Origin of the sequence: Macellibacteroides fermentans, assembly GCF_013409575.1 — a bacterium.
GTDB lineage: Bacteria > Bacteroidota > Bacteroidia > Bacteroidales > Tannerellaceae > Macellibacteroides > Macellibacteroides fermentans.
This window is the reverse complement of record NZ_JACCCY010000002.1, coordinates 1,024,207-1,038,387: the sequence shown is the minus strand read 5'-3', so window position 1 is coordinate 1,038,387 and position 14,181 is coordinate 1,024,207. Positions and strand designations below refer to the sequence as shown.

At 44.9% G+C, this 14,181-nt stretch carries 12 protein-coding genes and 1 pseudogene; 4 read left to right on the top strand and 9 right to left on the bottom strand.

Annotated elements, in window-relative coordinates:
- Positions 1-680: 680 nt before the first annotated feature.
- The 6 genes and pseudogenes from hutI to F5613_RS16525 form a co-directional block, all read right to left on the bottom strand.
- Positions 681-2,111 (bottom strand): imidazolonepropionase, encoded by a 1,431-nt coding sequence (gene hutI / locus F5613_RS09270; RefSeq protein WP_179399515.1) that lies wholly within the window; start codon positions 2,109-2,111, stop codon positions 681-683.
- The gene (hutH, locus tag F5613_RS09265; RefSeq protein WP_179399514.1) at positions 2,108-3,607 is read right to left on the bottom strand and encodes a histidine ammonia-lyase; all 1,500 of its coding nucleotides are present in this window, start codon (positions 3,605-3,607) and stop codon (positions 2,108-2,110) included. The genes hutI and hutH overlap by 4 nt, the downstream gene beginning before the upstream one ends.
- 18 nt (positions 3,608-3,625) lie before the next feature.
- Positions 3,626-5,638: a urocanate hydratase gene (locus tag F5613_RS09260; protein WP_179399571.1), complete on the bottom strand. Its 2,013-nt coding sequence runs from the start codon at positions 5,636-5,638 to the stop codon at positions 3,626-3,628.
- 16 nt (positions 5,639-5,654) lie between these two features.
- Positions 5,655-7,082, bottom strand: coding sequence for a cyclodeaminase/cyclohydrolase family protein (locus F5613_RS09255; RefSeq protein ID WP_262890357.1), 1,428 nt, complete (start codon positions 7,080-7,082; stop codon positions 5,655-5,657).
- A gap of 54 nt (positions 7,083-7,136) precedes the next feature.
- Positions 7,137-8,798 (bottom strand): IS1182 family transposase, encoded by a 1,662-nt coding sequence (locus F5613_RS09250; RefSeq protein ID WP_246303322.1) that lies wholly within the window; start codon positions 8,796-8,798, stop codon positions 7,137-7,139.
- Positions 8,799-8,910: 112 nt separating this feature from the next.
- A pseudogene (locus F5613_RS16525) lies at positions 8,911-9,168 on the bottom strand (glutamate formimidoyltransferase); the annotation flags it as partial.
- Between the two features lie 327 nt (positions 9,169-9,495).
- Between F5613_RS16525 and F5613_RS09240 the strand changes: the two are divergent.
- Positions 9,496-10,497, top strand: coding sequence for a malate dehydrogenase (locus F5613_RS09240; RefSeq protein ID WP_179399512.1), 1,002 nt, complete (start codon positions 9,496-9,498; stop codon positions 10,495-10,497).
- 73 nt (positions 10,498-10,570) lie between these two features.
- Here the strand turns inward: F5613_RS09240 and F5613_RS09235 are convergent, their stop codons facing one another.
- Positions 10,571-11,080: a peptidase associated/transthyretin-like domain-containing protein gene (locus tag F5613_RS09235; RefSeq protein ID WP_079683304.1), complete on the bottom strand. Its 510-nt coding sequence runs from the start codon at positions 11,078-11,080 to the stop codon at positions 10,571-10,573.
- A 117-nt stretch (positions 11,081-11,197) separates the two neighbouring features.
- Here F5613_RS09235 and F5613_RS09230 point away from each other — a divergent pair, with 117 nt between their 5' ends.
- Positions 11,198-11,554, top strand: a complete 357-nt coding sequence (locus tag F5613_RS09230) for a hypothetical protein (RefSeq protein WP_179399511.1) — start codon at positions 11,198-11,200, stop codon at positions 11,552-11,554.
- Between the two features lie 30 nt (positions 11,555-11,584).
- On the opposite strand, the gene F5613_RS09225 is transcribed toward F5613_RS09230, so the two are convergent.
- Positions 11,585-11,911 carry a winged helix-turn-helix transcriptional regulator gene (locus tag F5613_RS09225; RefSeq protein ID WP_179399510.1) on the bottom strand — a complete coding sequence of 109 codons (327 nt, stop codon included), beginning with the start codon at positions 11,909-11,911 and terminating at the stop codon, positions 11,585-11,587.
- A 243-nt stretch (positions 11,912-12,154) separates the two neighbouring features.
- On the opposite strand from F5613_RS09225, the gene F5613_RS09220 reads away from it, so the two are divergent.
- Positions 12,155-13,006, top strand: coding sequence for an SDR family oxidoreductase (locus F5613_RS09220; protein ID WP_179399509.1), 852 nt, complete (start codon positions 12,155-12,157; stop codon positions 13,004-13,006).
- 59 nt (positions 13,007-13,065) lie between these two features.
- Here F5613_RS09220 and F5613_RS09215 read toward each other — a convergent pair whose 3' ends face one another.
- On the bottom strand, positions 13,066-13,563 hold the full coding sequence (locus tag F5613_RS09215; protein WP_179399508.1) for a PH domain-containing protein: 498 nt from the start codon (positions 13,561-13,563) through the stop codon (positions 13,066-13,068).
- A gap of 192 nt (positions 13,564-13,755) precedes the next feature.
- On the opposite strand from F5613_RS09215, the gene F5613_RS09210 reads away from it, so the two are divergent.
- Entirely contained in the window at positions 13,756-14,115 is a 360-nt protein-coding gene (locus tag F5613_RS09210; RefSeq protein WP_179399507.1) for a CoA-binding protein, read from the top strand.
- Positions 14,116-14,181 lie beyond the last annotated feature (66 nt).

Sequence of the window (14,181 nt, the reverse complement as noted above, 5' to 3'; positions counted from 1 at the left end):
AGTCTGACAAAACCAAATGCGGTTCCATTTATTAATGCAATAGGTCAACGCAATGTGCGCTTTCAGTTTATTATTGCTACGCATGTAATTGAAAAGAAATAGGAGGTCTCAATAATCAGAGACCTCCTATTTTTATTTACTATATCCATCCGCTAGTGCCCCGTTAAAATCCTAAACAGACCTTATATATAATTCAAGATAAGCTGATAATGGAAAATCTAAAAGTAAACAAACTTGAATTTTCAAGTTAGTAATTTACTACCAAAAACAGAATATTTCTATTTCGTAAAATGGTGAAATCCAAGGGTAATTTTAAATCCAATTTGCTCAATTATTAGCGATTAGATTTTTATGGTACACTAGTGATATTCATCAGTATAACGAGTGTTCTTTTGAAAGTTAAACATCTAAAGATTGTGTGCATTATAAAATAAACTCTTCGGCATACAGTATCTTAGAAACCAGAAATAAAGTTCCCTCCTAAACGAAAGATGGTAGACTGTGAGACATTTATAAATGTCCATAATTTAAATTTTAATGGGACTTTAATGTTATAACTAACCGGAATGCTCATTTCATTGATTCGTAAAGTGGTTTATATATAAGAGAGTCTCTCCAATGCAATAGCACCGGAGAGACTCTCTTATTATCAATGACATTTCTTTCAGTTTATATCATTCCTATCCTCTGCTTACCACTTTGCCTCCCAGAATGACGGAGTCAATCAGGTTGGAAGTATAGGCATACGGGAGATACCAAAGTGATGAAATTTCTTTAGTTATAAGCACATTGGCACGCTTTCCCGTACCGATGGAACCATGACTGTCACTAATCCCCATGGCATAAGCGCTGTTGAGGGTTGCGGCATTGACAGCCTCTTCGGGGGTAAGCTTCATGATAATGGTCGCCAAGGAGAGGATGAACTTCATGTTGCCCGATGGAGACGATCCCGGATTATAGTCGGATGCCAAGGCAACGGGCAATCCGCTGTCTATCATCTTTCGAGCAGGTGGATACTTCATTCCTAAGAAGAATGCCGCACCGGGCAATAAGGTAGGCATAGTTACACTTCCTTTTAATGCCTCGATCTCTGCATCTTCGGTAAACTCCAGGTGATCCACCGAAAGGGCATTATGCTTCACTCCTACCTGTATCCCTCCCGAAAGAGCCAGTTCATTGGCGTGAATCTTCGGACGTAGGCCATATCGGGCACCTGCTTCGAGTATTCGTTCAGTCTCTGCACAGGTAAAAAAGCCCTTGTCGCAAAAGCAATCCACAAATTCGGCCAGCCCTTCCTGCCCCACAGCTGGAATCATTTCGTTCACAATCAGATCCACATATTCAGGTTGTCTGCCTTTATAAGCCGCAGGCACGGCATGGGCACCCAGGAATGTGGCACGGATGGTTAGAGGGGTGGTTTCCTTCAATCGACGTATCACCCGCAACATCTTCAGCTCGTCTCCGGTATTCAGTCCATATCCGCTTTTAATCTCCACAGCACCCGTTCCCATACCGATAATTTCATTGACGCGTACCAAGGCCTGATCGTAAAGTTCGTCCTCGGAGGTTTCATGCAAACGAAGGGCCGAGTTGAGAATACCCCCACCTCGTCTGGCTATCTCTTCGTAGGAAAGTCCTTTAATCTTATCCACAAATTCCTGTTCCCTGCTTCCGGCATATACAAGATGGGTGTGCGAGTCGCAAAAAGCAGGTAAAACATATTTGCCGGTTGCATCAATCACCACATCTGCCTGAACATCTGTTCCCGAAAGGTCGCACATCGGTCCGTAAGCTACGATGCAGCCGTCTTCCATCAATAGGAATGCATCCTTTATGGAAGGCAGGTTCGCCATATCCTTTCCACAAACCTTATCCCGGAACTGTTCTGTCCCGGCACAAGGTTCTCCCGAAGATGCACTTTGAACGGGCGTCTCTATGGTGCCTGTCTTTAAGTCTCCAAGTGATACTGCTTGAACGTTTGCATCAGTAATTGTATCTGCTTTTGTGCCTGCACTATCTTCCCCTAAAGACACATCCGGGTGTTTGTATCTGCTTCCGGCAGTTTCTTCTACCTGAAAAAGTTCTTTGATATTTTTTATCAATAGCCTCATAACACGATATATCTTTCCTTGCGTAAAAACTCGACACTTGCCCGCATGTATTCGTACATCACGCAGTCGTTCTCAATAAAAGGAACAACCTTGCGGTAGGCGGCACATATATTTTTCAATTTGGGGGAGGTCTGCAACGGGATACGGAAGTCCAGTGCCTGGGCAGCCGTAAACAGTTCGATGGCCAGAATACGTTCGGTATTCTCAACCACTTTGTAACATTTCGTAGCTGCATTGGCACCCATACTCACATGGTCCTCCTGACCGTTAGACGATTCGATGGAGTCTACCGAAGCCGGGGTGCAGAGTTGTTTGCTCTGACTCACAATGGAGGCTGCCGTATACTGAGGAATCATAAATCCGCTGTTCAATCCGGGGTTCCCGGCCAAGGAAACCGGAAGCTCCCGCTTGCCGGCAATCAATCGGTATATTCGCTGCGAAGCGATACTGCCCAGTTCCGCCATACCGATGGCAAGGAAATCGAGAGCCACCGCCAAGGGTTCACCATGAAAATTTCCGGCAGAGATGATCAGATCTTCGTCGGGCACAATCATGGGATTGTCTGTTGCCGAGTTGATCTCCGTCGTGAACACTCCCTCAACATAGTCGAGGGTATCCTTGGCAGCACCGTGCACCTGAGGTACGCACCGGAAAGAATAGGGATCCTGAACGTGTGTCTTTTTACGGGAAATAATCTCGCTTCCGGCAAGTAATTGGCGGATACGGCGGGCTGTCTCAATCTGCCCTTTATGGGGACGGATAGTATGTACCGCCGGATGAAAAGGTTCGATGCGTCCGTCGTATGCATCGATGGAAATGGCCGCCGTTACATCGGCTGCTGCCGACAGCCGTTTGGCATTCATGATACACCAGCAACCATATGCTGCCATAAACTGTGTACCATTAAGCAATGCCAGTCCTTCTTTGGACTGCAAGGTGATTGGTTCCCAGCCGAAGCGCTGGTTTACCTCACTCGAAGGGACATCTTTTCCTTCAAAATTAACCTCTCCCAGCCCCAGCAAAGGCAAGGATATATGAGCCAGAGGAGCCAAATCGCCCGAGGCGCCCAATGAGCCCTGCTGGTAGACAACGGGACAAACATGGTTGTTGAAGAAGTCGACCAACCGCTGAACGGTCTCCAACTGCACTCCCGAATACCCATAAGAAAGGGATTGCACCTTTAGCAGCAGCATGAGGCGCACGATTTCGTTGGGAACCCTGTCGCCCGTACCGCAAGCGTGAGAAACTACCAGGTTACGCTGCAATACAGCTAGCTGTTCGTTGCTTACGCTGATATCGCAAAAGCAGCCGAAGCCGGTGGAAACACCGTATATAGGTTCATCCTGTGTTTTTAATTTATTGTCGAGATAGGCACGGCATTTCAGAATACGGGCTTTGGCATCTTCCGACAATTCCAGTCTGTATCCCTGTTCTATAATCTCTTGCAGTAGGTCGACCGACAAATGTCCGGCATCAATCCGATGTATCTTTTCCATATATAGCAGATTTTCTTATCACAGATTTAAAGCATTCTTTATTATATCCTCGTCCGCCACATGAGGCAACGTAACCACCATATCAGGCACACAGGCCATTTCACGGCGGATGGCTTCCATGGCTCCTTCGTTACGCGCCCAGCTCCTGCGGGCCAAGCCGTTGCTCACATCCCACAAAAGCATGGAACGCAACCTCCGTTCCGCTTCAGCAGAACCGTCTATCACCAATCCGAAACCTCCGTTAATCACTTCGCCCCAGCCAACGCCACCTCCGTTATGTAGAGATACCCAGGTTGCACCCCGGAAGGCATCCCCTACTACATTCTGTACCGCCATATCAGCGGTATAGGAAGATCCGTCGTGGATATTGGAGGTCTCTCTGAAAGGAGAATCCGTACCCGACACATCGTGATGGTCTCTGCCCAGCACCACCGGAGCAGATATCTCGCCCCGTCGTATCGCATCATTCAACTCTTTGGCAACTTCAATACGTCCCTGGGCATCCAGGTATAGAATTCTTGCCTGCGATCCTACCACCAACTTGTTTTTACCTGCCTCTTTAATCCAATGTAAATTATCCTCCAACTGCGATAAAATATCCTCAGGGGCAGTTGGGATGCGTCTTTCCAGCACCCGGGCGGCAATACTGTCGCTCTTCACCAGATCCCCGGGATCTCCCGAAGTACACACCCATCGGAACGGTCCGAATCCATAATCAAAATAGAGAGGTCCCATACTGTCCTGCACATACGACGGATACCGGAACGAACCTGTCTCATTGAGCACATCGGCTCCGGCACGCGATGCTTCCAGCAAAAAGGCATTTCCATAATCGAAAAAGTACATTCCTCTGGCAGTAAGCCTGTTGATGGCAGTCACCTGTCTGCGTAAGGACTTCCGCACCTCCTCCTGAAAACGTTCAGGCTCTTCGGCCATCATGCGGTTGGCCTGTTCGAAATCCATCCCTACAGGATAATATCCACCCGCCCAGGGATTATGCAGCGAGGTTTGGTCGGAGCCCAGATCCACATACATATCCTCATGGGCCAGTCGTTCCCACAGATCCACCACATTCCCCTGATAGGCAACAGATACCACCTCGTTATCATGTATAGCCTTGCGGATACGCGGGATGAGATTATCCAGCGAGGTAAATACCTCGTCCACCCACCCCTGCGCCAACCGAACCTGGACCGCCTTGGGGTTTACTTCGGCAATTACCGAAACTACACCCGCTATGGTGCCCGCCTTGGGTTGGGCTCCGGACATTCCACCCAGACCCGAAGAGACAAACAAAACACTTTTCCCTGATGCTCCCTTTGACTGTTGTTTCCGTTTGGCATTAAGTATGGTGATGGTTGTTCCGTGTACGATGCCCTGGGGACCTATATACATGAACGAACCCGCCGTCATCTGTCCGTATTGCGAAACACCCAGGGCATTCATCCGCTCCCAATCATCTTTGGATGAATAATTAGGTACAACCATCCCGTTGGTAATCACCAACCGTGGAGCCTCTTTATGAGACGGGAACAATCCCAGGGGATGACCAGAATACAGGACCAGAGTCTGCTCGTCGGTCATCGTTGCCAGGTATTTCATAGTAAGCAGGTACTGCGCCCAATTCTGGAAGGCAGCTCCATTTCCTCCATACACTATCAATTCGCGGGGATGCTGCGCCACCGCATCATCCAGGTTATTGGTAAGCATCAGCATGATAGCTGCAGCCTGCCTGGACCGACACGGATAATCGCCGATCGGTCGGGCTGTTATCTTATAGTCCGGACGGAAACGATACATATAAATCCGTCCGAAACGAGCCAATTCACTGGCAAACTCCGGTGCAAGTTCAGCATGAAACCGGACAGGGAAATAGCGCAGCGCATTCTTCAGTGCCAATACCTTCTCAGATTCGGTAAGCACATCCTTACGTTTGGGCGCATGGTTTACCGTCTCTTCGTAAGGTTTGGGTTGCGGCAATACATCCGGAATACCCTTAAGAATCGCCCTTGAGAATTCTTCTTTCGACATCTCTTTCATATCCTCACTATATTTTGGCATTCACAATTTCAAGGATGGCATCTTCTTTTTGCCGGGAAAGCTCAGCCATTCCGGCAGCTTCCTTTAACAAATCTTCCACCCTGTTTCGATCCTTGATGGAAGCTGCATTGATACGCACATTTAACCAGGCACCTAACACTGCTGCACGTGCAGCCAAAGCTCCCACTCCGGCGTCGGATACAGAATTGGGATTCCCCGTCTGAGCCATCTGTCCGGCTAAATCAAATACAGCCATGGAAGCCTTCATTACCCGGAACGGCACCTGAGTAGCATAGAAGGTAGCCTCCTGAATGGCTTCTGTACGAAGCTGTTTCTCCTCCGCCGTATTCTTAGGCAAGCCAAATGCCTCCATCACCTTATTGAAAGAACGGGTATCTTCATCCACCAGATAAAGAAGTTCCCTGACTAATTCCTGTCCTCGTACCGCTGCGTCCGAGAATTCCTCCCAACGATCGTCCCAACCCGGTTTATGCGCCGAAAGATTGGCAACCATCGTTCCCAACGCAGCACCCAATGCACCCATGACGGCAGCAATGGATCCTCCGCCCGGAGCAGGCGACTCGCTGGCAGTTTCAAGAATAAAACCGGTCACACTTCTGTCTACCAATCTCTCCTCTTCTTTCTTATCCAGCATATACTCGATCACCTTATTATCAACATCAAAAGGTTTAAGGTCATCCAGTCCCATCGACAGAACAGCCATACGAATAATTTCTTGTTCCGGAATACCCAGCGAGCGCTGTTGTTTACGTAAAAAATAACGTCCGGCATCCAACAATACCGATTTGGGTATCAACCCCACTATTTCGGTACCCGTAACACGCACTCCACGGGCAGCAGCTTTGGCTACCACCTCTTCAAAAGCAACGTGCACCGGAGTAACGGCCACATTGGTTATATTCATAGAGACCTGTGCAATTCCATACTCTTTTATGAACCATCCGATTGCCGCCGTACTTTTTAACGCCCCGGGGATAAAACGCTCCCTTCCCAAATCATCCTTCATGATACGCCCTACAGGCGAGCCTCCTTCACGCATAACCCTTCCGCGTTCGCGTACATCGAATGCAATCGCATTGGCCCTGCGCGTAGAAGTTGTATTTAAATTGAAATTAATAGCAATCAGAAAGTCGCGCGCCCCCACAGCCGTACACCCGGTCAGAGCAACCCTGTCCGTCCACTTTTCACCTCCAAAGTCGGGCATCTGCTCCGGAACACCAAAACGGGGTTTAAGTCCCTCGTACTCGCCTTCGCGGCAAACGGCCAGCTTTTTCCGTTCGGAACGGAATGCGGCATATTCATAACAATAAACTGGAATACCGGCTTCTTTTGCGATGCGCTCTGCCAACCGGCGGGCATATGCAGCTGTTTCATCCATCGAGATTCCCGAAACCGGAATAAGAGGGTGTGTCAAAACAAAGTAATTGGCACATCCTCTTTCTTTTTTGTTTCGTTTTTCAAAAAAGCTTCAAGCCGCCCATTTTGGATTGATTTTTCTTTCGATTCGATTTTGATCGCTTATCACCTCATAAAACGCTGTTTTCAGAGTAATTTTCCTGTTATAAAAGCCCTTTGATATCCCTTTAGCTGCTTTTGCACACATCTTTTTTATGTTGAAGGCTATGGCAAAGAAGGCAAAGTCCATGGTGACTTTGTCGAGTCCGAAGTGACGGAATCGACGGTATGCCATATTGTATTTCATTTGTCCGAAAACGGCTTCTGGTTCTATAGGTCGTTTGGATCGGTGTTCAAGTCCCTCATCCGAGATCAGCTTCTCACGGGCTTTGCGTTTATATTCCACGAGTCTGCGGTTAACTTCGATGGAGCGATTCCCCTTGGCTTTGAAGCATCCGGTCCGAAGAGGGCATCCTTCGCATCTTGCTGCCCTGTAGCGATGTGATTCGGTAATATATCCGCTAGCTGTCCTTCCATGAGTCTTACCCACAAAGGTCATATGCTGCCCCATGGGGCAAACATAGTAATCATCTTTGGCATTATAATATAAATTATCCACCAGAAAAGGATTATTCTTAAACGAACGCTTCTGCTCTTTGTGGAACCAGTTGTATTTTACAAAACACTCTATATCATGTTCTTCCATAAAACGATAATTCTCCTCCGATCCATAACCGGAGTCGGCAACGGCTTTGCCGGGAAGCCGGTTGTAACGTCCGGAAAACGAGCTAAGGAAAGGTATAAGGGTTAATGTGTCTGTAGGGTTGGGGAACAGGGAAAAGTCGGTGATGAATTGGTTCTCTGTCCCGATTTGTAAGTTGTAGCCGGGTTTGGTCTGGCCGTTGTTCATCGCATCCTCTTTCATGCGCATAAAGGTGGCTGAAGGATCACTTTTGGAATAAGAGTTACGATCCCCGAGTGTTTGCAGATGCTGGTCATATTCGGCAAGCTTATCGCCGTGCTTCTCTAACTCTTTTATCTCTTTCTCCCTTGCCCGACGGGCTTTCTTTTCTTCCCTGGTCCTGGCTGCGGGTTGCTCTGCCAGCGCCTCCTTCAACTCCCGGGCAAGATCGGAGATGGCTGCCGGAGTAAACGCCACGGATTGATTCTCTGCTGCTTTATCCTGGGCGATCGTTTCATCAATCTGTTCAAGCAGGATTCTTATTTTATCGAGAAGTTTGTCCCGGTTCTTCTCCACGCTTTTGCGCCAGACAAAGGTATATTTGTTGGCTTTGGATTCAATCTTTGTCCCATCAATGTATTCCACATCCAGACTCACATAGCCTTTACCGGCAAGAAGAAGCACTAGTTGGGTGAAAATCTGGTTAATCTCATGCTTTACCCGATTACGAAAACGGTTGATTGTAATAAAGTCTGGTTTTTCATACCCGGCAAGCCAGATATAATGGATGTCGCGAAGAAGCAGCTTCTCAATCTTGCGACAGGAATAAACGTTGTTCATGTAGGCGTAGATAATCACCTTGAGCATCATCTGCGGATGATAGGGACTACGACCATATTCTTTATAAAGAGCCTTAATATTATTAAGGTCAAGATTGTCAACCAGGGCATTGACTACCCGGACAGGGTCATCTTCAGCAATATCTTCATCAATCCGGCTCGGAAAAAGAAGCGTTTGGTTGGATATATACGGGCGAAAATGTAACTTTGTCATATGAATTTTGAAAACCTAAAGTTACAAAAACTCTAGGAAATAGCAAAGGCCGAGCTTGGGAAAGTTCGACCTTTGTGCATAAAACGAGGGTGTGCCTATTTTGACACACCCTCATACGAGGATGTTCGCCGTGATGCTTACGCATATCGATCAGTTGAGCGGCCTTCACCACACACAAGAAAGCTGCCTCAACAACGGCCTCTACCTCGCCTACAAAAGTAACAACGGTGCGGTTGGTAGCCCACCCCGGATCCACATCCAGCAGCTTAACTCCCGCCACACCTTCTATTGAATCGGTAATCTGTTTGATGACCGACATATCGCGTCCCTCGCTAAAATTGGGTACACATTCTACTATTCGTTTTTCCATATAAACACCAGGTTACAAAGTGATTCTTCAGGATTAACAACATATAATCCCCTGCGCTAAAATTACATATTTTCAATTTCAAAACAACAAATCAGGGGAATTAATTTACATTTTATCACTTGTACTTATCAAATCCAGGCTTTATCCGGACATAAAGGTGACAATATTACAGATCCCTATTGGGATTGCTCAATTATAACTGTCCTCTTTCATTTATAACTTTTGCTTATAATACATTACTAATTTTGAAGATCACTTTATCTCAATATGTACTATATTTGCGTTGGGTTTAAATGATATGAGTATTAATATTTAATCGTAAAACACATGAAATTTGTAACAAACGAAAAACTCACAATTATCGGAGCCGCCGGAATGATAGGTTCCAATATGGCTCAAACAGCCCTGATGATGAATCTGACTCCCAACATTTGTTTATATGATCCCTTTGGTCCCGCATTGGAGGGAGTAGCAGAAGAATTGAATCATTGTGCTTTTAAAGGGGTTAATATCACCTGGACAACCGATATACGTGAAGCCCTTACAGGCTCTTCTTATATCGTTTCATCCGGAGGTGCACCACGCAAAGCAGGTATGACACGTGAAGATCTTTTAAAAGGCAATGCCGAAATCGCACGCCAGTTGGGAATGGATATCAAGACCTATTGCCCGGATGTCAAACATGTGATTGTTGTATTTAATCCCGCTGATATTACAGGATTGGTTACTCTTCTGTATTCCGGATTAAAACCCACGCAGGTTTCTACACTTGCCGCACTGGACAGTACGCGCCTTCAATCGGAACTGGCTAGATACTTTAGCATTCCGGCATCCGAAATACATAATTGCCGCACCTATGGCGGACATGGAGAACAAATGGCTGTATTTGCATCTACCACTTTTATAAAAGACCGGAAATTGTCCGATCTGATCGGAACTCCGGAAATGCCTGCCGAAGATTGGAATGAATTAAAACAAAGGGTCATTCAGGGAGGAAAGCACATAATCGAACTAAGAGGCAGATCATCATTTCAAAGTCCGGCTTATCTTTCCATCTGTATGATTGCAGCTGCTATGGGAGGTGCCGCGTTTGAATGGCCAGCCGGGATGTATATACAGGACGGGAAATTCGGCCATATCACCATGGCCATGGAAACGACGATTACAGCACAAGGAATTACATATAAGGAGGTAACCGGAACAAGTGAAGAGGAGTCTGAACTGGGCGAAAGTTACACACACCTGTGTAAACTAAGAGATGAAGTTATCGAGATGGGCATCCTTCCTCCTGTAAAGGAGTGGAATAAGCTTAATACTCATATTAAATAGGTAGTCTTTAAGGTCTATTCAACAAAGAGGATTCTAATTTAGAAATCCTCTTTGTTATTTAAAAATGGTACAATTACTTAGTGCTCTTTTCTTCACCTTCTTTTATCAGCACCAGATGTTTTTTCCAATCTTCGGGGATTGAATTGATATTCACCTGGTTTTCTGCATTTTTCTCAAGTTTCACTAAACTCACATCAACAGCCTCGGTATCCAGCTTATACATCGCACCAGTTGCCGGATCGACGATAATCATACCAATAAGGCCTCCAAACAAGATGTTACCCCAATACCATCCTTCTACTTTAGAACCCACTTGTCTGGTAACAGGCTGGTATCCCTCTTTGTCAAACTTGATCATGTAATTTTCTCCTGAGAAGAATCCGTTACTTGATTTTAATTTCACAATGGCAGGCGTAGTTCCTTCGTAAACCATGGTTCCCTTTTTCCCGGTAATCGTTACATTGGCACCTTCTGGAGAAGAGTTAATGGCAACTGGATAGGTGGTTTTAGTTAAAATGGAAGCACATCCCGTAAATAAAATAGAAGCTAGAAATAATCCGGTAACAAAAGCTAAATTTTTCATCTTACATAAAATTTAAAGGTAAAATAATCACTCACGTTAAATTATGGTTTTAAAGGCGTAAAAATAGACAAATAATTAAGATTTGGAATACTTATTTATTAATTTTATCTTTGTTATATGATAAAAATACATATAACAGAGAAATTGCAGGAAATAAGGAGTCGTTTACAAGGAAATAAGTCATTCTTTGCAAACGAGTTACTGCATCTTGTACAGTCCGATTACAATCGTATGATTGACAAAGCGCACGAAACTATTCCGGAACAATCCAGCGACCAACATTTTGAATTACTTAGGGAGTATAAAATGATTATCCGCTACATCTCAACATATATAGAGAAAGGGGAAGTAAAACTGGAAGACTTTTTGTCAGATCCTGACTGCATAGAAGTGCCCGAGAAGGTTGAACAGATCATGGCCTTAGTGGAAAACATTCTTACGATGGAAGTTCAGGAGGGAGAAGTGATCCCATGAGAAAGCCTTTAAACAGCTAAGACATCCGCATTATTCTTTTGATAACAGGTTTTCAGTACCCCAGATTTCCAACTCTCTGAACACAGGTGATAGACTTTTCCCAAGTTCTGTAAGCGAATACTCCACCCTAGGAGGGATCTCCTTGTATTGTTCACGCAAAATTAACCCATCCGACTCCAGCTCCTTAAGTTGTTCGGTCAGCACTTTCCTTGAAATATCAGGTATGCGCACCGCTATTTCGCCAAAACGCCTTGTGCCGCTCAATAACGAATACAAAATGATTGTTTTCCACTTACCTCCAATTAGTTCGATAGAGGCTGTAACCGGACAATTTATTTTTTTACCTGATTTGACCATTATAGTTACTTTTTCGTTACCACTTATTTTGATGTTACCTTTTCGTAACCTGTTACAAATACAAACTATTGTTAGTTTCTTTGCGTAACAAATATATGAATTAAGGGATTTAGACACATCCATTTTATATAAATTAACCATAAAAAACGGATCTTCTTCAAAAAGAATCTGTTTAGTTTATGATAGGCTAAAGATTTTAATTCAGTATATAAAAGAGAATAGTAACCATTAAAAAGAGTTAGAATGAAAATCGGAGTAACAGGAGCGACCGGACAATTAGGTCGCATGGTAGTTGATAAACTAAAAGAAAAAGTGTCTGCCGACTCAGTTGTTGCGTTAGTGCGTAATCCGGAAAAAGCTGCCGGTATGGGAGTGGAAGTCCGCTCATTCGACTATAACCAATCCGAGAATCTGGCATTGTCTTTACAAGGAATTGACAAATTACTGCTTATATCAAGCAATGAAATCGGGCAACGGGCAAAACAACACACCAATATAATACATGCAGCCAAACAAGCTGGTGTACAATGGATTGTATATACCAGTCTATTGCATGCCGATAATTCAACGCTAAGTCTTGCTGGAGAGCATCTGGCTACGGAAGAGGCGCTAAAGGAATCTGGCATACCCTACACGCTGCTGCGCAACGGATGGTACACAGAAAATTATACCGCGTCCATCGCTGGAGCCCTTTCCGCAGGAGCATTTGTGGGAAGTGCCGGCGACGGTAAGATTTCATCAGCTCCGCGTATGGATTTTGCAGAAGCGGCAGCCATTGTATTAACCAGTGAAGGTCATGCCGGTAAAGTATACGAATTGGCGGGCGACCAATATTACACCCTGAAGGATCTGGCCGCCGAAATTTCGAAGCAGACCGGGAAAGAGCTGCCTTATCAGAACCTGCCTGAGTCTGAATATGCCCGGATACTTAAGAGCATAGGTTTACCGGAAACATTTGCTCTGGCAATTGCAGGATGGGATGTAAGTGCATCCCACGATGATCTGTTTGACAACAGTGGTCAGTTATCCGCATTACTTGGCAGAAGCACCACGCCTCTTTCCAAAGTAGTGGCAGATGCCTTAGCCGCAAAATAAACAATCGCCCCCATGTTCCGGATTATACACACCGAACATGGGGGCATTTATTTTATGGATTATTCCACCTTTTCAATTAGCAATCTGCTTTGAAGCTCGTCAAAAAATGAGGGATCGTCCGGAGCAATAATGTACTTTCCTTTGTGCAGCGTGTGTATTAAAATCCAATGATTGTTTCTGCGGGCATAGAGTTTTACCTTGCCGATACGGGGTGAATAAAAATAACCCCAGTGACCGAATATACCACTGCATCCGAAAGTACGTATCATGGAAAATACATTGCCCTTGCCAAGGTATTGGGCGGCACTTATTTCATTAAGGCGGATGCTGATTTTCTTATAAGGGGCTTTTAAAACCAAGCTATCCTCCGTAAGACTGAAAGAGGTGGGAATATGACCATATATCACCACATAGAGTACAGAAAACAGCGCAAACAGGATCAGCCGGGGATAAAAATCGGGAATAGCGAAGAAAAGCACAACCAACAAGGCTGTAAGTATCAGCGTAATCAGAAAATTGGTCCGATCCATCGACGAAGTAGAGGTTATTGTTTTCATATCAAAGTATTTAAATTTACAAAAAACCATCTGCATGTATCCTCACAAAGATACTAATTATAACCAAACTTCAAAATAAGCTTCTGCAAGCACCCTGGTTTTGTATCTGCAATTTGTTTGTTTGAAACAAATCTTCTAAATTTACTTTCTGTCAATAAAGTAGTATACTAGTAATGTTATAAATAAAAGCATATGAAAAACGTAATTGTATTTGGAGCAAGTACCAATCCTGAAAGATACGCGTACAAAGCCTCAGTCGAGTTTAAGGCAAAGGGCTACAACGTATTTCCGGTTGGCCGCAAAAGGGGATTGATACAAGACATGGAGATTTTGGAAGAACCTCCTATGGACCGCCACATTGATGTAGTTTCCATCTATCTGGGTAAAGACAATCAGCAACCCTATTACGACTATCTGCTGAAGATAAAGCCGGATCATGTTATTTTTAATCCGGGTACAGAAAACCCTGAATTGGAACAGATGTTGACAGAAAAACGGATCCGAAACGAAGAGGCCTGCTCACTGGTACTTATGCGTATCGGAGAATTATAACTACAAAATATCAATTTCTGTAATTTTAATTTAAAAAGAGTTGATCACTTAAACCTTTCACTAATT

Coding starts and splice junctions, on each gene's coding strand:
- hutI (WP_179399515.1), bottom strand. CDS start 2,111: ATGAGGCTATTGATAAAAAATATCAAAGAACTTTTTCAGGTAGAAGAA.
- hutH (WP_179399514.1), bottom strand. CDS start 3,607: ATGGAAAAGATACATCGGATTGATGCCGGACATTTGTCGGTCGACCTA.
- F5613_RS09260 (WP_179399571.1), bottom strand. CDS start 5,638: ATGTCGAAAGAAGAATTCTCAAGGGCGATTCTTAAGGGTATTCCGGAT.
- F5613_RS09250 (WP_246303322.1), bottom strand. CDS start 8,798: ATGACAAAGTTACATTTTCGCCCGTATATATCCAACCAAACGCTTCTT.
- F5613_RS09240 (WP_179399512.1), top strand. CDS start 9,496: ATGAAATTTGTAACAAACGAAAAACTCACAATTATCGGAGCCGCCGGA.
- F5613_RS09235 (WP_079683304.1), bottom strand. CDS start 11,080: ATGAAAAATTTAGCTTTTGTTACCGGATTATTTCTAGCTTCTATTTTA.
- F5613_RS09230 (WP_179399511.1), top strand. CDS start 11,198: ATGATAAAAATACATATAACAGAGAAATTGCAGGAAATAAGGAGTCGT.
- F5613_RS09225 (WP_179399510.1), bottom strand. CDS start 11,911: ATGGTCAAATCAGGTAAAAAAATAAATTGTCCGGTTACAGCCTCTATC.
- F5613_RS09220 (WP_179399509.1), top strand. CDS start 12,155: ATGAAAATCGGAGTAACAGGAGCGACCGGACAATTAGGTCGCATGGTA.
- F5613_RS09215 (WP_179399508.1), bottom strand. CDS start 13,563: ATGAAAACAATAACCTCTACTTCGTCGATGGATCGGACCAATTTTCTG.
- F5613_RS09210 (WP_179399507.1), top strand. CDS start 13,756: ATGAAAAACGTAATTGTATTTGGAGCAAGTACCAATCCTGAAAGATAC.